At 55.2% G+C, this 20,189-nt stretch carries 18 protein-coding genes and 1 other RNA gene; 1 reads left to right on the top strand and 18 read right to left on the bottom strand.

Going from position 1 to position 20,189, the window contains the following annotated elements; all coding sequences use genetic code 11:
* Positions 1 to 46: 46 nt before the first annotated feature.
* The 18 genes from HY272_09765 to rnpB all read right to left on the bottom strand — a co-directional run bounded on the left by HY272_09765 (position 47) and on the right by rnpB (position 19,676).
* Positions 47 to 958 carry a UDP-3-O-acyl-N-acetylglucosamine deacetylase gene (locus HY272_09765; GenBank protein MBI3772972.1) on the bottom strand — a complete coding sequence of 304 codons (912 nt, stop codon included), beginning with the start codon at positions 956 to 958 and terminating at the stop codon, positions 47 to 49.
* A gap of 282 nt (positions 959 to 1,240) precedes the next feature.
* A complete protein-coding gene (gene ftsZ, locus HY272_09760; protein MBI3772971.1) occupies positions 1,241 to 2,437 on the bottom strand; it encodes a cell division protein FtsZ in 1,197 nt (398 codons plus the stop codon).
* 57 nt (positions 2,438 to 2,494) lie between these two features.
* Complete coding sequence (gene ftsA, locus HY272_09755; GenBank protein MBI3772970.1) at positions 2,495 to 3,730, bottom strand: cell division protein FtsA; 1,236 nt, start codon at positions 3,728 to 3,730, stop codon at positions 2,495 to 2,497.
* A 39-nt stretch (positions 3,731 to 3,769) separates the two neighbouring features.
* Positions 3,770 to 4,549 carry an FtsQ-type POTRA domain-containing protein gene (locus tag HY272_09750; GenBank protein MBI3772969.1) on the bottom strand — a complete coding sequence of 260 codons (780 nt, stop codon included), beginning with the start codon at positions 4,547 to 4,549 and terminating at the stop codon, positions 3,770 to 3,772.
* Positions 4,546 to 5,481 carry a D-alanine--D-alanine ligase gene (locus tag HY272_09745; GenBank protein ID MBI3772968.1) on the bottom strand — a complete coding sequence of 312 codons (936 nt, stop codon included), beginning with the start codon at positions 5,479 to 5,481 and terminating at the stop codon, positions 4,546 to 4,548. Before HY272_09745 ends, HY272_09750 begins: the two co-directional genes overlap by 4 nt.
* A gap of 4 nt (positions 5,482 to 5,485) precedes the next feature.
* The gene (gene murB / locus HY272_09740) at positions 5,486 to 6,382 is read right to left on the bottom strand and encodes a UDP-N-acetylmuramate dehydrogenase (protein MBI3772967.1); all 897 of its coding nucleotides are present in this window, start codon (positions 6,380 to 6,382) and stop codon (positions 5,486 to 5,488) included.
* Positions 6,379 to 7,776 carry a UDP-N-acetylmuramate--L-alanine ligase gene (murC, locus tag HY272_09735; GenBank protein MBI3772966.1) on the bottom strand — a complete coding sequence of 466 codons (1,398 nt, stop codon included), beginning with the start codon at positions 7,774 to 7,776 and terminating at the stop codon, positions 6,379 to 6,381. The genes murB and murC overlap by 4 nt, the downstream gene beginning before the upstream one ends.
* A 7-nt stretch (positions 7,777 to 7,783) precedes the next feature.
* On the bottom strand, positions 7,784 to 8,875 hold the full coding sequence (murG, locus tag HY272_09730; protein ID MBI3772965.1) for an undecaprenyldiphospho-muramoylpentapeptide beta-N-acetylglucosaminyltransferase: 1,092 nt from the start codon (positions 8,873 to 8,875) through the stop codon (positions 7,784 to 7,786).
* Positions 8,872 to 10,032, bottom strand: coding sequence for a putative lipid II flippase FtsW (gene ftsW / locus HY272_09725; GenBank protein MBI3772964.1), 1,161 nt, complete (start codon positions 10,030 to 10,032; stop codon positions 8,872 to 8,874). The genes murG and ftsW overlap by 4 nt, the downstream gene beginning before the upstream one ends.
* Before the next feature lie 32 nt (positions 10,033 to 10,064).
* A complete protein-coding gene (locus HY272_09720) occupies positions 10,065 to 11,402 on the bottom strand; it encodes a UDP-N-acetylmuramoyl-L-alanine--D-glutamate ligase (GenBank protein ID MBI3772963.1) in 1,338 nt (445 codons plus the stop codon).
* A 45-nt stretch (positions 11,403 to 11,447) separates the two neighbouring features.
* Complete coding sequence (locus HY272_09715) at positions 11,448 to 12,530, bottom strand: phospho-N-acetylmuramoyl-pentapeptide-transferase (protein ID MBI3772962.1); 1,083 nt, start codon at positions 12,528 to 12,530, stop codon at positions 11,448 to 11,450.
* A 1-nt stretch (position 12,531) separates the two neighbouring features.
* Positions 12,532 to 13,971 carry a UDP-N-acetylmuramoyl-tripeptide--D-alanyl-D-alanine ligase gene (murF, locus tag HY272_09710; protein MBI3772961.1) on the bottom strand — a complete coding sequence of 480 codons (1,440 nt, stop codon included), beginning with the start codon at positions 13,969 to 13,971 and terminating at the stop codon, positions 12,532 to 12,534.
* Positions 13,968 to 15,449, bottom strand: a complete 1,482-nt coding sequence (locus HY272_09705) for a UDP-N-acetylmuramoyl-L-alanyl-D-glutamate--2,6-diaminopimelate ligase (GenBank protein ID MBI3772960.1) — start codon at positions 15,447 to 15,449, stop codon at positions 13,968 to 13,970. Before HY272_09705 ends, murF begins: the two co-directional genes overlap by 4 nt.
* On the bottom strand, positions 15,449 to 17,212 hold the full coding sequence (locus HY272_09700) for a penicillin-binding protein 2 (GenBank protein ID MBI3772959.1): 1,764 nt from the start codon (positions 17,210 to 17,212) through the stop codon (positions 15,449 to 15,451). Before HY272_09700 ends, HY272_09705 begins: the two co-directional genes overlap by 1 nt.
* Positions 17,209 to 17,514, bottom strand: coding sequence for a cell division protein FtsL (ftsL, locus tag HY272_09695; GenBank protein MBI3772958.1), 306 nt, complete (start codon positions 17,512 to 17,514; stop codon positions 17,209 to 17,211). The genes HY272_09700 and ftsL overlap by 4 nt, the downstream gene beginning before the upstream one ends.
* On the bottom strand, positions 17,514 to 18,416 hold the full coding sequence (gene rsmH / locus HY272_09690) for a 16S rRNA (cytosine(1402)-N(4))-methyltransferase RsmH (GenBank protein MBI3772957.1): 903 nt from the start codon (positions 18,414 to 18,416) through the stop codon (positions 17,514 to 17,516). Before rsmH ends, ftsL begins: the two co-directional genes overlap by 1 nt.
* A 35-nt stretch (positions 18,417 to 18,451) precedes the next feature.
* Positions 18,452 to 18,907 carry a division/cell wall cluster transcriptional repressor MraZ gene (gene mraZ, locus HY272_09685; protein MBI3772956.1) on the bottom strand — a complete coding sequence of 152 codons (456 nt, stop codon included), beginning with the start codon at positions 18,905 to 18,907 and terminating at the stop codon, positions 18,452 to 18,454.
* Between the two features lie 422 nt (positions 18,908 to 19,329).
* Positions 19,330 to 19,676: RNase P RNA component class A (rnpB, locus tag HY272_09680), an RNA gene on the bottom strand.
* A 158-nt stretch (positions 19,677 to 19,834) separates the two neighbouring features.
* Between rnpB and HY272_09675 the strand changes: the two genes are divergently transcribed.
* On the top strand, positions 19,835 to 20,189 hold a 355-nt coding region (locus tag HY272_09675), incomplete at its 3' end, for a transposase (protein MBI3772955.1).

Below are 20,189 nucleotides of genomic sequence, written 5' to 3'. Positions count from 1 at the left end.
CAAGCGGGTATTCTTAATATTTAACTAAGTAATTTAACAGAATTGACTAAACAGCCGTAACCGGCTGCATAAAGGAGATAGGGGCTTCAGCTTCGTTTTCGAACGTGACCAGTTCCCAGGCAGCCTCATCAGCCATCAGTGTCCGCAACAGACGATTATTGAGGGCATGGCCAGATTTATAGCCGCTAAAGGCACCGATCAGGCTACGTCCCAACAGGTACAGGTCACCGATCGCATCCAGTACTTTGTGTTTGACGAATTCGTCGTCATAACGCAGACCTTCGCTATTAAGTACACGATAATCATCGACCACGACAGCATTATCCATGCTGCCGCCAAGCGCCAGATTGGCAGCCCGCAAGGCCTCGATATCACGCATGAAGCCAAAGGTACGGGCACGGCTGATTTCTTTCACAAAAGAAGTCGTGGAAAAATCGACTGTTGCCTCTTTGGAACGGTTTTGGAAGGCCGGGTGATTAAAGTCAATGGCGAACGAGACTTTAAAACCTTCAAAGGGGTCAAAGCGCGCCCATTTGTCGCCATCTTCGATGATCACGCTGCTTTTGATACGAATAAAGCGCTTTGGAGCTTCCTGTTCCTGCACCCCGGCCGACTGAATCAAAAAGACAAACGGACCGGCGCTGCCGTCCATAATCGGGACTTCGGCGGCACTCAACTCTATAAAGGCATTATCAATCCCCAGCCCGGCCAGCGCTGACAACAGGTGCTCTACAGTGGAAATCCTGACATCACCTTGAACCAAGGTGGTGGAAAGACGGGTATCACCGACATTTTCAGCCAACGCCGGAATCTCAACCGCAGGATTAAGATCTACCCGGCGAAAGATAATGCCGCTATCCACAGGCGCGGGACGAAGAGTCAGAAATACCTTCTCTCCGGTGTGCAAACCCACGCCTGTTGCACGAATCACATTTTTTAGGGTACGTTGTCTGATCATTCCCACTTGCTCTTTGTTTTCCAATCGTTACACAGACCGCACAAACGCCCCGAGTGTTTTACCCGCCGCCGAGTCTAATTAAAGCGGGCAAGTATATCACAAAATAACTCGCACCCAGGCGATGGCTGCCCTAAGAGACGGAGGAGTATCCACGCGAAGTGAGTTCCCCAGCAGTCCATCGCTTGCCGCCCACCGGCGGTCGCATCCCCGGCTTTCGCCGGGGCCCCTGCTCGACGCCTCGGACGCCACCATCGCCATGCTCGGCTTTAGAGATCGACCGCGTTAATCCGCCTGCCGCCGTAAAAAGGCCGGGATATCGAGATAATCCAGGCTCGTATCCAGCGCTGCGGCAGTGGCGACACGGCTGGCGACCACTTGATTACGCATCACGGTCGGGCGCTCAAATTGCTCGTACCGCACCGTTTCCGCAACCGGGGCCGGGACACGCTCTTCTTCCTTTTCCTTGTGGAAGACCAGCTTGACCGAGGCCGCCTTTTCGGCAGCCTGCTGCGCCGCTTTGCCTTGTTGCCCCAATCCGGTGGCGACCACCGTCACGCGTAATTCGTCGCTCATTTCCGGATCGATAACCGTACCAACCACAACTGTAGCGTTCTCGGAGGCAAATTCTTTAATTGCATTACCCACCTCTTCGAACTCACCGATCGACATATCCAGGCCGGCAGTGACGTTGACCAGGATGCCGCAAGCGCCGGAAAGGTCGATATCTTCCAGCAACGGACTGGCCACCGCACTTTCAGCCGCGCGACGGGCGCGATCTTCACCACTGGCGCGACCTGAACCCATCATCGCCATTCCCATTTCGGACATGACGGTGCGAACATCGGCGAAGTCAACGTTGATCAAGCCCGGACGGGTGATCAAATCCGCGATCCCCTGCACTGCGCCCAACAACACATCATTCGCGGCACCGAAGGCCTGCAACAACGAGGCGTTCTTGCCTAACACGTAGAGTAGTTTCTCATTTGGAATCGTAATCAGGGAGTCTACATATTGCGACAGTTCCTTGATCCCGGCATCGGCAATCGCATTACGCTTCTTGCCTTCGAAGGGAAACGGACGGGTGACCACGGCGACCGTCAGAATGCCCAGCTCCTTGGCGACTTGCGCCACAATTGGCGCGGCGCCAGTACCGGTACCGCCGCCCATACCAGCGGTGATAAACAACATATCGGCACCTTGAACCAGCTCGATGATGCGTTCACGATCCTCCAATGCGGCTTTGCGACCGATTTCCGGATTCGCCCCAGCGCCGAGCCCTTTGGTAATACCGCCACCCAGTTGCAACAGGGATTTGGCGCCGGATTTCTTCAGCGCTTGCGCGTCGGTGTTGGCGCAAATGAATTCCACGCCATCGATATTGGCGGCCACCATGTGGTCAACCGCGTTACCACCACCACCACCAACTCCGATCACTTTGATTACTGCATTTTGTGTGTAGGTGTCCATTAATTCAAACATGTTTACGACCTCCTGTGCCGACGACCCAAATAACTAAAAACATCCCTAAACCAAAAACTAAAAATTTCCCTTGAACCAGCCCCGCATCCGCCCCCACGCCCCTTTGGCGCTGCTGCCCATAAATGATTCTCCACCCCGTTCAAACCGTTGTTGCCTGCCGACAAACAGCAAACCGACGCCCGTGGCATGGATCGGGTTGCGCACCACATCCACCAAACCGGAGATGTGTTGCGGCACGCCCAACCGCACGGGCATATGAAAAATTTCTTCCGCCAGATCGATCACGCCTTCCATCTTGGAACTGCCGCCCGTCAGCACAATGCCGGCGGCAACGAGATCTTCAAACCCGCTACGCCGCAATTCGGCTTGCACCAGCGTCAACAGTTCTTCGTAGCGCGGCTCAACCACTTCGGCCAGGGTCTGGCGTGCCAGACGCCGCGAAGGACGATCGCCAACACCGGGGACTTCGATGGTTTCATCCGGACTGGCCAGTTGCGTCAGCGCACAGGCATACTTGATCTTGATATCTTCGGCGAATTGGGTTGGCGTGCGTAGCGCAACGGCGATATCGTTGGTGACCTGATCACCGGCAATCGGGATCACGGCAGTGTGACGAATCGCGCCATCGGTGAAGACGGCAATGTCAGTGGTACCGCCGCCGATATCGACCAGGCACACACCCAGCTCGCGCTCGTCTTCGGTGAGCACGGCATGACTGGAGGCAATCTGTTCCAGAATGATGTCTTCGACTTCCAACCCACAGCGTTGCACACACTTGATGATGTTCTGGGCGGCGCTGACGGCGCCGGTTACCATATGAACCTTGGCTTCGAGCCGTACGCCGGACATGCCGACGGGCTCGCGGATGCCTTCCTGTTTGTCGATGATAAATTCTTGCGGGATGACGTGAATGATGCGTTGATCGGCGGGGATTGCGACGGCCTTGGCGGCATCAATCACGCGCTCGACATCGGCGGCAGCGACTTCGGTGTCACGGATGGCGACGATACCATGGGAATTGAGACTGCGAATGTGACTACCGGCGATACCGGCGTATACCGAATGGATCTCGCAACCAGCCATCAACTCGGCTTCTTCGACGGCACGCTGGATCGACTGCACGGTGGATTCAATATTGACGACCACTCCCTTTTTGAGACCGCGCGAGGGATGCGAACCCAAGCCGATGATCTCCATTTCGCCGCTCGCCGTAATCTCGGCAACGATGGCGACGACCTTGGAGGTACCGATGTCCAGTCCTACGATCAAATTCTTGTCCGACTTTCGTGACATCTTAAAACATTCTCCAGTTTTTCATTCTTTACATTAATCTCACGCTTGTGGCAAGTGTCGCCATTTCACAGCGAATCCATTTGTGTAACGCATATCGATTTGCTGCACGTTATCTGCGCGCGCCGCGAGTTCCGGATAGAAGCGAACCAGGCGTTGCAAACGCATCTCGGCATCGGCACGGCCGACTACGATACGAATCCCGTTGTTAAGTTCCAGCTCCCAGGCGCGGCGCGGCGTCAGTGTCATGCGCTTTACCGCAACACCCAAATTCTGCAATGGTGCTTCAACGCCTTTAAACAGCATTGCCATTTGCGCAATCGTGGTTTCAGGCCCCGTCAACTCGGGTAAACCTTCAGGATAGCTGGCAGGATCAGGCAAAAAACGTTCACCACGGACATTAACCAAGCCACCCTCCGACCAGCGCGCCAATGGTTGCTGTTCGATCACGGTCACTTGCAGTGCATCAGGCCAGACACGGCGCACGGTGACATGATCAACCCACGGTAACGTCGCCACTGCCCCGGTAATCGACGCAACATCAACATTAAAGAATCCACCCTGGGCCAGCGGTTGCACCACCTGATACACCTCCTGCGCCGAAATTTTCTTGAGCGGCGCCTCAAGTATGACTTGGCGCATCGGCAGAATTTCAGGATTGGTCAGCAACTGCCAGCCACCGATCACCGCGACTAGCGCTCCCGTCGCCAATACGCCGCGCACCAGCCATGTCAGACCGGTAGTTACAATAGGACGGGCGTCAGCACGGGGGCGACTGCTCGCCTGAGGCCGTCCTTGATCGCGGCGTCGAAATAATTTCACAGACTCGTCTCCAGGATCCGCCACACCAGATCTTCAAAACTGATGCCTGCCGTGCGCGCTGCCATCGGCACCAGACTGTGATCCGTCATGCCGGGCACGGTGTTGATCTCCAGAAAATAGGGTTTACCGTCTGGCGTGATAATCAAATCGACGCGCGCCCAACCGCGACAGCCCGCCACATCGAAGGCACGCAAGACGATCTCGTGCAGCGCCTGTTCTTCGGTCGGAGGCAGACCGGGACAGGTATAGCGCGTATCGTTGCGAATATATTTGGCCTCGTAATCGTAGAATTCGCAGGGCGTTTCGATGCGAATCGAGGGTAATACCTGGCGGTCGAGAATCGGGAATTGCACTTCCTTGCCGGCGATGAATTCTTCCACCAGCACCAGATCATCATATTGGCGCGCCGCTTCGTACGCCGTCCGCAATTCAGCAGCCGTCTTCGCCTTGGCGACACCAATACTGGAACCCTCGCGCGCCGGTTTGACAAACAAGGGCAAACCGAGCTGCTCGATCACTGCGTCAAAATCGCTTTCTTCATTGAGCATGGTATAGCGCGCACCGGGAATCCCTGCCGCCTGCCACAACAACTTGGTGCGCCACTTGTCCATCGTGACCGCCGAGGCCATCACGCCACTGCCGGTATAGGGGATGCCTAGCATCTCCAGCACCGCCTGCATCACGCCATCCTCGCCGCCACGACCATGCAGCACAATGAAGGCGCGATCGAAATGACCGCGTTGCAATTGCTCAACGACATCATTGCCGACATCGACACCCACAGCATCGACGCCCTTCGCCAGCAGCGCAGCCAATACCGCCGTGCCGCTCTTGAGGGAGACAGGACGTTCGGCAGCCAAACCACCATACAAGACGGCGACCCGGCCAAAGTCCTTTGCATTTTTGATTTTGCTTGACTGCAATGCGTTCATCGCGTTATTTCGCCTCCCCGACGATATGAACTTCCTTCACCAGACGAATCCCATGACGCTGCTCGATCTCGGCGGCGACCTTTTCGATCAGCGCTTCGATGTCGGCCGCCGTGGCGGTGCCGGTATTGATAATGAAATTGGCGTGCTTTTCCGAGACAATGGCGCCGCCGATCCGGGTACCCTTGAGTCCGCTGATCTCGATCAAACGCGCGGCATGATCACCCGGCGGATTACGGAACACGGAACCACAGCTGGGTAAGCCGATCGGTTGCGTGGCCGAACGTTTTTCCAGCAATGATTTGATGTGAGCGGTGCTGGCCTCAGTATCCCCCGGCTGGAGACGTAAATGTGCGGCCACAAACCATTCACCGGCGGGTCCACGCACATGGCGATAACTGATGTCGTATTCAGCGGGGGCGCGCTGATGCCGTGCGCCACTACGATCAATAGTCTCAAGCGCCACCACATGCGGCCAGGTCTCGCCACCAAAGGCACCGGCATTCATCGCCAGCGCGCCGCCCATGGTGCCGGGAATTCCGGCCAAAAATTCAACACCGACCAACCCCTGACGTGCGCAAAAACGCGCCACCTTGGCACAGGCAATACCGGCCTCGACGCGCACCAGTCCGGGTTCCAGCAATGAGATCTCATTTAATAAGCCACTGGTCATGATCACTGTGCCGCGTATGCCACCATCGCGCACCAGCAAATTGCTGCCCAATCCGACAAACATCACCGGCTCAGAAGCGGGCGTTTGCTGCAAAAATTCGCACAAATCGGCGAGATCAGCCGGCTCATAATAACGATCGGCCGGACCGCCAGTACGCCAGCTGGTGTGCCGCGCCATCGGCTCGTGATATTTGATTACGCCGCGAAGCACATTCTTCTGCGCCGCCATCATGCGCTGCCTCCCGCCAGATTCGCTGCCAGTTTGGCAGCGGCGGCGCCGATGTTGCCTGCGCCCAAAGTCAGCACGATATCGCCATCCTTGATCACACCGAGCAAGGTGGCCGCCATTTCATCCGGCGATTCGACAAACACGGGATCGACCTGGCCACGCGCGCGAATTGCGCGTGACAAACTGCGCGAATCGGCGCCGGGAATCGGTGCTTCGCCGGCCGGATACACTTCCAGCAGTAGCAGTACATCGATTTCAGACAGCACGACGGTAAAATCTTCGAACAAATCACGGGTGCGGCTATAACGATGCGGCTGGAAGGCGACAACGATGCGCCGTCCCGGCCAACCGGCACGAATTGCAGCCACCGTTGCCGCCACTTCGCGCGGATGATGACCGTAGTCGTCGACCAGCATCACCTTGCCTTTGGCAGTTTGAATCTCGCCATTGATCTGGAAACGACGGCCGATCCCCTGGAAATTGGCCAAGGCGCGCACGATAATATCGTCGCTGATACCCAGTTCGTGTGCCACGGCGATCACCGCCAAGCTGTTGAGCACGTTGTGACGGCCGGGCAAATTCAAGGTCACCGCCATCGGATCTTTGCGATCGGCACGAATTACATTGAACGTCGTCGCCGACTTGTCGTGACGGACGTCCACCGCCCGCAAATCCGCATCTTCTGCAAAACCGTAGGTAATCATCGGCCGGCCGCAGAGATCGAGAATCTCGCGCACACCCGGATCATCGATGCACAACACCGCCAGCCCATAAAACGGCAAGTGATGCAGGAAATCGATGAAGGTCTGGCGCAGGCGACCATAATCACCGCCATAGGTGCTCATATGATCGACGTCAATGTTGGTGACGATGGAGATCATTGGCTGCAGATATAAAAATGAAGCATCGCTCTCATCTGCTTCGGCGACCAGATATTCACCGCCACCGAGACGGGCGTTGGCGCCGATGCTGTTGAGACGACCACCGATGACAAACGTCGGATCAAGCCCGGCCTCTGCCAGCACGCTGGCAACCAGACTGGTCGTCGTTGTTTTGCCGTGCGTCCCCGCCACGGCGATGCCATAACGGAAGCGCATCAATTCGGCCAGCATCTCGGCACGCGGCACAACGGGGATTCGATGCTCATGCGCGGCGACAACTTCAGGGTTATCTTCTGTCACGGCCGAGGATGTCACCAGCGCATCGCAACCGGCAATGTGCTTAGCTTCATGGCCGATGGCCACTTCAATACCCATTTTTTGCAAGCGCTGCGTGGTCGCGCTTTGACCAAGATCGGTGCCTGAAACGCGGTAGCCAAGGTTATGCAACACCTCGGCAATCCCCGACATACCGGCACCGCCGATGCCGACAAAGTGGATATGCTTAATCCGACGCATTCCCTTATTAAGCACGCGCCACCTCCAAACAAATATCCGCTACCCGTGTCGCTGCACTGGGCATTGCCTTGCGGCGCGCATTTTGCGCCATTGCCAACAACCGTTCACGGCCTGTTTGGCAATCGCGTGCAAATTCTTCCAACAAAGCCTGTAACCCTGCTGCACTCAAATCACGCTGCTGGACGAGTATTGCGGCGCCCGCATTGGCGAGATACGCTGCGTTCGCCGTTTGATGATCATCGACGGCGAACGGAAATGGCACTAATACTGCCGCCACACCCGCCGCCGCCAGTTCAGATACTGTAAGCGCGCCGCTACGACACAACACCAGATCTGTCCAGCCATACGCCGCAGCCATATCATCGATAAACGGCTCAACGCGACCTTCGACATTCAGAGTTTGATACTGCGCGCACGTGGCATCGATATTGCGCTTGCCTGCCTGATGCCAAATCTCCGGCCGTAATTCTGGCGCCATTTTCGCAACGGCTTGTGGCACAACTTCATTCAATCCCTGCGCGCCGAGACTACCACCGACGATCAACAATCGCAGACGGGCAGGACGTTGCGCCAAACGCACTGCGGGCTCAGGCAATGCAGCAATCACAGCACGCACCGGATTACCAATCTCGATCACATTTTCCCTTGCAGAAAACGTCCCGGGGAATGCCTCAAGCACCTTGGTGGCCAGCTTCGCCAATAACTTGTTGGTCAACCCGGCAATCGCATTCTGTTCATGAATCAATAAGGGTTTGCGCAGCAACCAGCTCATCACGCCACCCGGTCCCGCCACAAAGCCGCCCATACCCAAGATCACTGCCGGACGGCGGCGCATAATCACGGCCAGCGATTGTATCAATGCCGTCGCCAAACGAAACGGCGCCAGCAGCCAGCCGCCGATTCCCTTGCCGCGCAGACCGCTGATTGAGATGCACTCCATCTCGACACCGGCCTTTGCCACCAATTCCGCTTCCATCCCACCGCGCGAACCGAGCCACACGACATCGACACCACGGGCACGCAACTCGTCAGCCACTGCCAACCCTGGAAACACATGGCCACCCGTACCACCTGCCATGATTAAGACACAGGCCGTCATCGCAGCATCTCCCGCGCCGACTGCCGCCCCATCTGCCGCGTTTCACGATCGGCGCGCAACAACAATGCCACTGCTGCGCAGCTGACAATCACACTACTGCCACCATAACTCATCAGCGGCAATGTCAAACCCTTGGTTGGTAATACACCCATGTTGACGCCAATATTCACAAACGCCTGCAAACCCATCCACAAGGCTACGCCATACACGACGTAGGCAATAAAATACGCCCCAACCTGCTCCGCCCGCCGCGCAATGGCAAAAGCACGAAATACCAGCATCACAAACAGACCGATCACCAATACCGAACCGATGAATCCAAGCTCTTCTGCCAATACCGAGAACACGAAATCGGTGTGCGCCTCGGGCAGGTAGAATAATTTCTGTACCCCGGCACCGAGACCAACACCAAACCACTCACCGCGACCGATAGCGATCAATGCCTGTGTCAATTGAAAACCGCTGGCGAAGGGATCGGCCCAAGGATCAAGAAAAGTGGTCAGCCGCTGCACACGATACGGCGATGAAAAAGCCAATACCGCCAGAATCATCGCCACCAGCGACGCCAACACACCGTATTGCCAGAGCCGGACACCCGCGAGAAAAATCATGCTCAGCGCCGTCAGCATAATGACCGTCGTCGCGCCGAAGTCCGGCTCCAACAACAACAAGACACTGATAACGCCAAGCAAGGCCAGCGGCTTCACAAAACCTTTTACCGAGGCACGCAGCTCATCCCCACGCCGCACCAGATATCCCGCCAGATAAATAATCACAAACAACTTCACCAGCTCTGACACTTGCAGCTTAAAAAGAATCAGATTCAGCCAGCGCTTAGCGCCGTTAACTTCCCGTCCCAGAACAGGTAGCAAGACCAACGCTAACATCACGATACCCGCAATCAAGAGCGCGGGGGCGATCCGTTCCCAGAAGGCAAATGGCATGCGGCCGATTATCAGCATCACGCCAACACCCATTCCAATAAACGCCAGTTGTCTGATGGTGTAATGCCAGGGATCCCCAAACTGGCGCTCCGATAAATGCAATGATGCAGAACTCACCATCACCAACCCCAAGGCCAGCAACAAAACAATAGTGCCCACCAGCCACGGATCGAATCCAAGACGCGAGGTTTCCGTTCTGGAACCCCAGTTCATCGCCGCCAGCTTTTGGGTAATGCTCATCACAGTCACATCAACGTCCTCAGTACGGCCGCTGCAAACTGTTCGCCACGATCTTCATAACCACTAAACATGTCAAAGCTGGCGCAGGCTGGCGATAACAACACGGCATCGCCCGGCTGCGCCAGGGTTCGCGCTTTGGCCACTACTTCGCCCAGATTCGCTGCGAAAAACACCGGCACTACATCACCTAGCGCCGCTTTCAACTGCGGCGCATCTTTACCTATCAAAATAACGGCCCGACATTTATCTGCCGCCACGGGTTGCAGGGGGCGGAAATCCTGGCCTTTACCTAAACCACCGGCCACCAACACCACTTTGCCCGGCATGCCGTTAATCGCCGCGACAGCTGCACCGACATTGGTGGCTTTTGAATCGTTGTACCAGGTAACACCCTCCTGCTCGGCTACCCACTGGCAACGATGCGGCAACCCTTTAAAAACACGCAGTGTTTCAATCATCGCCGCACACGGCAGACCAATCGCCGCGCCCAAGGCCAATGCAGCCAACGCATTTGCCACGTTATGCATCCCGGCGATACGCAATTCTTTCTGCGGCATCAATAGCTCATTGCCCTGCGCCAGCCACGACTCCCCCTGATATTGGCGCAACCCAAAATCGCTGCCCAACTCAGGCTCTTTCAAACCAAAACGCAAACAGTTCCGCCCCGGGAGTTGCCATTGATTTACCACAGGGTCATCTAGATTAATAATGACTACGCCACCGCCCTGAAAGATGCGATATTTGGCAGCGATATATTCATCCATATCTTGATAACGATCCAGATGATCCTGGCTGATATTCAAGACCGTTGCTGCAACAGCATTCAAGCTATGGGTGGTTTCAAGCTGGAAGCTTGATAGCTCCAGCACATATAAATCAGGTTCATGATCCTGCAACAAATCCAAAGCCGGAGTACCAAGATTGCCGCCAGCGCGGACATTACGCCCCGCCTGACGCGCCATTTCATATACAAGTGTTGTGACCGTGCTCTTCCCATTCGATCCGGTAATCGCCACCACAGGGGCAGTGGCCGTCTGAGCAAATAATTCGATATCACCCACCACCGGCACACCGCGCGCGACGGCCTCGGCAATCGCCGGCTGATTAAGCGGGACACCGGGGCTGATCACCAATAACTCCGCCTTTGCCAAAACGGCCGGCTCGAAGCTACCGAGAATCACTGGGATATGCGGCAATTCAGTTTTCAGGACTTCCAAACCAGGGGGTTCCTTGCGGCTATCGACCACCGTGATATCGTAACCCTGCGCGGTTAAATAACGCGCACAAGACAGGCCTGTTTTTCCCAGGCCGATGATCACAGTTTTCACCGCCTCACTCGCCATGACTCGCGTCTCGCTCAATGCCGTCAGTCCCATAGCCTCTCCCCATCAACGGATCTTCAATGATGCCAATCCAATCAATACCAAAATGACCGTAATAATCCAGAACCGAACAATAACTCGCGGCTCCGGCCAGCCTTTTAATTCGAAGTGATGATGTATGGGCGCCATACGAAAGATGCGCTTGCCGGTTAATTTGAATGACACAACCTGCATGATCACGGAGACTGTCTCCATCACAAACACGCCACCCATTACAAACAAGATCAATTCCTGACGCACAGTCACTGCAATGATGCCCAGCGCCCCGCCTAAAGCAAGCGCACCAACATCACCCATGAACACCTGGGCAGGATAGGTATTGAACCAAAGGAAACCAAGCCCCGCGCCGACGATGGCCGAGCAAAAAATGGCTACCTCGCCAACACCGTTGATATGAGGAATTCCAAGATATTCAGCAAATTTAATGTGACCGGTAACATAGGCAAAAATCCCCAGCGCACCCGCCACCATTACCGTAGGCAAAATCGCCAAACCGTCCAGACCATCGGTAAGATTCACCGCATTGCTGGTCCCGACAACCACAAAATAAACCAGCAGTATGTACATCAACCCAAGATCAATCGCCGTGTTCTTCATGAAGGGGATGAGCAACTGTGTTTCGGCGGGTGTTTGTGCCGTAGTATAGAGAAATACCGCCGCCGCCAACCCGATCACAGATTGCCACAAATATTTATATTTCGCCGCCAACCCGCGCGAATCTTTCAGCACCAGCTTTTTGTAATCGTCATAAAAACCGATCACACCGTAGAGCAGTGTGACGATTAACACCACCCACAGATATCGATTGGCAAGATTTCCCCACAACAATGTGCTGATCGCGATGGATACCAATATCAATGCCCCCCCCATCGTCGGCGTGCCCGCCTTGCTAAAATGGCTCTGTGGACCCAGCTCCCGAATTTGCTGTCCCACTTTATATTGACTCAGCTTGCGGATCATTGCCGGCCCAATCATGAAACAGATGGCAAGCGCCGTCAGCACCCCGAGTATCGCCCGCAGGGTAAGGTACTGAAACACCATGAACCCTTTGTAGTACTGCGCCAGCCAATCCGTTAGATAAAGTAACACCCTAAACTCCTCCTACTGCTCGCGCCGGAGACGCACCGGAACTACCACCGCCTTGCGCCGAAACCGTCCCCGTCACCAATGCCGCCACAACATTTTCCATTCGCGCACTGCGCGAGCCTTTGACCAACACTGCAACCTCACTACCCGCCTGCGCCAAATCTTTCACCAATGCCTCAATCAACGCCGCCTGAGTCTCAAACCAGAATCCATCGCCCGCAAAGGCGCGAACCGCTTCCTTACTGTAAGAGCCTGTGCCATAAAAACGCGTCACGCCACGCTGACGCGCATGCTCCCCCACCAGATGATGCAACTGCAGTGATTCAGACCCCAATTCACCCATATCCCCGAGCACGAATATTGTTTGTTTAGCCAACTGCACCAAAACATCAATCGCCGCCGCCGCCGAACTGGGGTTCGCGTTGTAGGTATCATCAATCACCATTTGCTGCCAACGGCTCAATTGCGGCTGAAGCCGTCCTTTGACTGGCTGCATACTTTCTAAACCCACCTTGACCTGCGCCAGAGTTGCGCCCGCTGCCAATGCAGACGCCGTTGCTGCAAGCGCGTTCAAAACGTTATGGTGTCCCGCCAAGTGCAAGGCAACTTCAACTTCACCCTGGGGGGTCTTGATCACAAAACGATTCTGGATACGACCGTTTTCAATCAACCATCCCTTCTCTACGGCCACACTCACATCAGCCTGCCGCGCGCCGAAAGTGACAATTCGATGTCCTTTTACCAGTCCCCGCCAATAGTTGGCGAAATCATCATCCGCATTGATGACTGCCACGCCATTTTGTGCCAACCCTTGCCAGATTTCGCCCTTGCCGCGCGCGATATTCTCAAGACCACCAAACTCACCAATGTGCGCAGTCCCCACGTTATTCACTAGCGCGATATCAGGGCGCACCAAACTAGTCAAATAGGCAATCTCACCGAGATGATTGGCACCCATTTCGATCACGGCGCTACGATGCACACCCGGATTTAATCGGAATAAAGTCAGAGGCACCCCGATGTCATTATTCAAATTGCCTTGTGTTGCCAGAACAAAACCCGTCTGCGACAGAATTGACGCAATCATTTCTTTAACTGTTGTCTTGCCATTACTTCCGGTCAAGCCAACAACCATCCCTTTAAAGCCGGCGCGCCAGCCTGCTGCCAGGCGACCCAACCCCAGTCGCGTGTCATCTACCACCAGCTGCGGCAATGACACGCCGGCAACGTGCCGCGAGACCAACGCCGCAACCGCGCCCTTCTCCTGCACCTGCACCAGAAAATCGTGACCATCGAACCGGTCACCGGTCAGCGCCACGAACAGCTCGCCTGCCTTCACACTGCGGCTATCCGTGGAAACACCCGTAATATTCACATCCACCCTCGGTGGCGCCAGATCCAACAACCGCGCTGCTTGCGCCAGGGTCATCATCACTTCACTCATGCGGCCATCCCCAGCAAAGCCTGTACCTGAGCACGATCGCTAAACGGATGTCGCACGTCACCTATTTGTTGATAATCTTCATGCCCCTTGCCTGCAATCAGCACCACGTCATCGATACCCGCCTGCCGCACAGCGTGTGCGATTGCAGATGCGCGATCCGCAATCACGGTCACCGTCTTTGAATGTTTCATACCACTGCGAATCTCATCGATGATCATTTGCGGATCTTCGCGACGCGGATTATCGTTAGTAATCACTACTTGATCTGCATATTGCTCCGCCACCTCGCCCATCAGCGGCCGCTTGCCACGATCACGATTACCTCCGCACCCAAACACACACCACAACTTGCCCGCGCAATGCTCACGCAAAGTGGTCAGCACTTGATACAAAGCATCAGGTGAGTGGGCATAATCCACCACCACCAAAGGCTGCCCCTCTTTACCAAAGTGCTCCATGCGCCCCGGCACTGTATTTAACCGCTGTAAACGCTGCACCGCTGTCTCGAACTTGATACCACTCGCCAGCAAGGCACCCAACACGGCCAGCAAATTACTGGCATTGAACCGCCCCAGCAATGGACTTTTGATCATGCCTTGACCCCAGGGCGTATCCACCGCCAACACCAACCCCTGACGATCAAGACGTATCAACTGTCCTTGAATGCGATCACCACGCAGCACGCCGGGCTCTTCCATGCCATAAGTCACTACACCTACAGACTCCGGAATTTCATCCACTAAACTGTGACCAAATGCATCATCGGTATTGATCACTGCCCAACGCAGTCCGGGCAAGGAAAACAAACGACTCTTGGCACGGCCATAAGCCGCCATGTCACCGTGATAATCCAGGTGATCGCGACTGAGATTGGTAAAAACAGCGACATTAAAATTGACACCCGCCACACGTCCTTGATCCAGACCATGGGATGACACTTCCATCACTACCCGTGTCGCCCCCTGATCACGCAGCTGACGCAATAAACGATGCAGACTCACCGCATCCGGCGTCGTGTGACTTGCCACATCCAGCGCGCCATAAAAACCATTGCCAATCGTGCCGATGACACCGCAGGGCGCATCATCGTGATAAGCCTGCGCCAGAAATTGAGTGCATGAAGTCTTGCCATTGGTGCCGGTGACCCCCACCATAAACAACTCACGCGAAGGTTCGTCAAAGAAACGCTCGGCGATTATTCCTACCTTGTGTGCCAAACCCGCCACTGCTATACAGGGCACTTTGCAGCCCGCATTTACAGCGCCGCTGTCCGCATCATAAAGCACCGCAACGGCGCCGTTTTCGATCGCCGAATCAATAAACTCATGGCCACGCGCCTGCACACCGGCCAGCGCCAAAAACACATCGCCGCGTTGCACCTGACGGCTATCCAGGGCCAACCCCGTCACCGTCACTACGGGCACAGATGCAGCAATCAAACCTCGTAACAAATCGGAAAGCAGTTTTGGCTGTACCATCAATGCACGCCTCCCACTGCCGCCGTCTTGATCAATCCGCTGCCAAATGCCGGCGCGGACTCAGTAGCCGCCTGCCGCAATTCCGGTGCTGGCAAATTGTCTGGCGGAATATCCAACAGCCGCAGTGCACCCGTCATCACCCGCGCAAACACGGGTGCCGCAACCGTTCCGCCATGATATTCACCGCGCTGTGGATCATGTATCACGATCGCCATCACCAGCCGCGGACGTGATGCTGGCGCCATACCTACAAACAGGGAACTGTAACGATCATCGGCATAACCGTTATTATCCATCCTGTGCACAGTTCCGGTCTTACCCGCAATTCGATAGCCATCGACGCGCGCCGCCCGGGCTGTACCCGCATCGGCAACAACACTTTCCAGCATGCTCCGCACTTGAACTGCCACCTTTGCGTCCATCACCTGCACACCCTCAGACGTCCTCTCAAGCTTTTCAAATGAAACCGGCTTGAGCATGCCATCATTAGCCAACACCGAGTACGCGCGCGCCAATTGCAGCGCCGTTACTGAAAGACCATAGCCGTAAGAAAAACTTGCTTGCTGCACATCATGCCAATGACTGTAGTCGCCGACCTTGCCTTCTACCTCACCCGGAAACTGACTGCTGCTCCTCATGCCGAATCCGACACGCGAAAATCCTTTCCACAACTGCTCGGGGCGCATCGTCAACGCAATTTTACTGGCGCCGATATTGCTGGATTTTTGCAGAATAGTCGTAACATCAATCGTGCCGTAATTGACCGCATCGCGAATGGTATAACGGCCCAACTGAAGATACCCCGGCCCTGTATTGATCAACGTATTAGCCTTGATCTTGCCCGCCTCCAGCGCCGCCGCAACGGTAAATGGCTTGACCGTCGAACCCGGCTCAAATACATCTGTCACCGCACGATTCCGGTAGTAATCACTTTTCAAGGTGTCGCGATTATTTGGATTAAAGGTAGGCTGATTGACCATCGCCAGCACTTCACCCGAGCTGGCATCCAACAACACAGCCGATGCCGAGCGCGCATCATTTGCCTGCACCGCCGCCTTTAACTCACGATAAACAAGATATTGCACCCGACGGTCGATACTGAGCGTGACATCATGCCCGGGTTGTGGATCGGCAATATGCTCGACATCCTCCACCACTTCACCGAGACGGTCTTTTAACACGCGCTTGGCGCCATTGACGCCGCGCAACTGCGAATCAAGGGCCAATTCCATACCTTCCTGGCCACCATCATCGACATCGGTAAAACCAACAACATGCCCTGTCACTTCACTGGTGGGGTAATAGCGGCGATACTCACGTTGCAAATGCACGCCTGGCACTTCCAGCGCTGCAACCTTGTCTGCCAATTCAGGCGCCACATGGCGCCGCAAATAGACAAATTCACGGCTGCCGCGCGCCTTAATCCGGCGACGCAACTCATCCTTCTTTATCTCTAATAAACCCGACAACGCCGCTTCTGACTTTGGCTTGACCTGACCCAGATAGGCCTTAGGGTTTACCCAGATTGAATCCACTGGCGTACTGATTGCCAACGGCTCACCGTTGCGGTCAAAAATAATTCCCCGTGTTGCCGCCAATTCAATCACCCGCAAATGGCGCGCATCGCCCTGATTCAGCAAAAACTCTTTATTCATCCATTGCAAATACAGAGCACGCCACACCAACCCCGCCGCCGCCAATAACACCAGGCCCAGCAGAAACCAACGCCGCAATTGAAATAATTTTGGCTCAAACTTGTTCATCGCCTGACAATCACCACCTGTTTCTGCGTTGGCAACGTCAATCCAAGGCGACTCCGGGCAATGCCCTCAATCCGCCCATGCGCAGTCAAGGTGCTCTGCTCCAGTTGCAATTGTCCCCACTCAACATCAAGACCATCCTTCTCTGCCTGCAACGCCTGCAACTCAGAAAACAGGGTCCGACTCTTGAATTTGGCGTACACCACCGTCAGCGCCGACAACAACACAGCCACGCCCATCACAACCAACAACGGCCACAGCCAGGGCGATTGAGACTGGCGCGCCGTTGCCCGCAGCGCTGCCATTAAACTTTCTCCGCAATACGCAGCACGGCACTGCGCGCACGGGGATTAGCATCAACCTCTGCCTCTCCTGCCCGCACTGCTTTACCCACTAACCGCAAACGTGGATTTAATTGATCTGCCGTCACCGGAAAATCTTCCGGAAAATCGTCGCCACGCGCCTCATCACGCATGTAATTTTTGACAATGCGATCTTCCAAGGAATGAAAACTGATCACCGCTAACCGACCACCCACACGCAACACGTCGACAACCTGACCAAGACAAGCTTGTAAATCTTCCAATTCCTGATTGATGTAGATACGGATCGCCTGAAAACTACGCGTCGCCGGATGCTTGTCCCGCTCCCGCGTCGGAATGGCCGCCGAGATTACCGCCGCCAGGCGACCCGTGGTATCGATCGGTGCTTCCTGGCGCGCCTGGAGAATGGTGCGGGCGATACGCTTTGCAAATTTCTCTTCACCCAACTCACGCAATACACGCGCAATCTCACCTTCACCCGCTACTGCCAGCCACGCAGCCGCGCTTTGCCCACGCGAGGTATTCATTCGCATATCGAGCGGCCCATCGCGCATAAAACTAAATCCACGCGCCGCATCATCCAGTTGCGGCGAAGAAACGCCCAGATCAAGCAGGATGCCATCGATTTGCCCTTCCAACTCAGACTCATGAACCACTTCACGCAAATCGGAAAAGCTGCCATGATAAATTGTAAATCGCTTGTCATCGGCGAATTGGATGCGTGCCGCCGCTACTGCTTGCGGATCTTTATCAATCGCGATCAAGCGTCCGCCGGCACCCAGCTTTTGCAAAATGGCCGCAGCGTGGCCGCCACGACCAAAGGTCGCGTCAACGTAGTTGCCTCCCGCCTTGAGCTGTAACGCCTCCACCACTTCCTCCAGCATGACTGGGCGGTGCTCGAATTCAGCGCCCCCCTGCTTCAAAACGACAACGATTCCAGTTCAGCGGACAGATCCCCGGCGGCACTCGCTTCTTCCGCCAACCAGGATTCACGCCGTTCATTCCACGTCTGCTCGTTCCACAACTCAAATTTGGCACCTTGCCCGACTAACACGACTCGCTTATCCAAATTTGCATATTCACGCAGCAACGCCGGCAACAAAATCCGGCCATGACTATCCAACTCCAATTCCGAAGCATGGCCCAGCAACAAACGCTGCAAACGCCGCGCGCGCGGTTGCAATGTTGGCAAGCGCACGAGCTTGCGCTCGAACTGTTCCCACTCGGGTTCTGGAAATAACAACAGACAACGATCGAGATCGACCGTCAACACCAAACGACCGGCGCAACACTCCTGCAAACGATCCCGGTACTTCGCCGGAACCGCCATCCGCCCCTTGGCATCCACAATGATGGCGCTTACCCCACGGAACAAGTACGGTCTCCCAATTTATCCCCGTCTATCCCACTATCGACCACTTTCACCCACTTCTTAACACTATAGGAATTCATCTGCCCACCTGTCAAGAATTTTTACCCCCTGAAAGGGAAAATCTTTCTTTAATGACAGTGACTTAGCGAATTCACGCATAGCTGAAAGGTAATTTATTTTGCGTTGAAAAAAACGGAGAACGGAAGCAAATCAGGCGCTTGGGAAGGACTGCTAAACCACCATGTTAAAAAATTGACGCCTTTTGAGCGCTGGCGTCATGAGATAAAAACAATAATTCACCCCAGAGACACCGAAAACACAGAGATTTTGTGGCGCGGACTTAATCGATTTCACTGAATACAGAGACCTGCGCCCACCTGAAATCACTCTGTGCGCTCTGTGTCTCTGTGATAAAGCAGTATTAAATTTGGAGTTGGCCTGTAAGCCGGGTTCTGTCGAGAACAGCCATTCATCTGGGACACGCGTCACCGCGAACCTCAAGCGACCTACCCGGAAACAGCGCGGGCCACGCCTATGTTTCCCTATTTGGTCTTGCTCCGAGTGGGGTTTTCCGTGCCGCCGAGTGTTACCACCGGCGCGGTGCGCTCTTACCGCACCTTTTCACCCTTACCGGCCCCTTGCGAGACAGGCGGTATATTTTCTGTGGCACTTTCCGTAGGCTCACACCTCCCAGGCGTTACCTGGCACTCTGCCCTATGGAGCCCGGACTTTCCTCCATGCCGTTAGGCACAGCGACTGTTCGGCCAACTCCAACGCCTATGATACGCGCTATTGGCCATAAATCGTAGGGGCGATTCATGAATCTGGCCCAAGGGACTTGCCCGCTTATCATTTCGGTAGGGTGCGCCATGCGCACGCGATTTTTGCAGCCCGCGTGCGCGCAGCGCACCCTACCCGACTGAATGCGTGTTGAAACCGACAAGTAAACCCCACTACCAAAACAACCAATGGCAACAGTGCTACGCTAGCCTGAAGTCCGATTGTCGCCATTGTACTATTCGTGAGCAATGTCTCTCACCGAAGAGTAAGAATCGGCGGATTTCGAGGGGTGAGCATGAAGAGGTACTTGCTGCGCACCTTGAGTACATGGTAAAGCATCCGGGCATCATGCGGCAGAGATCAGCATCAGGGGAACACCCCTTCGGCACACTCAAACGCCGAGCAGGCTGGGACCATTTTCTGTTACGTGGTTTGAACAAAGTGAGGGGTGAGTGGAGTCTTATGGCTTGGGCTTATAACTTTACCCGAGTGATGAATCTGATAG

The sequence above is a fragment of the Gammaproteobacteria bacterium genome (assembly GCA_016200485.1).
Lineage (GTDB): Bacteria > Pseudomonadota > Gammaproteobacteria > Tenderiales > Tenderiaceae > JACQEP01.
This window is presented reverse-complemented; position numbering and strand designations above follow the sequence as displayed.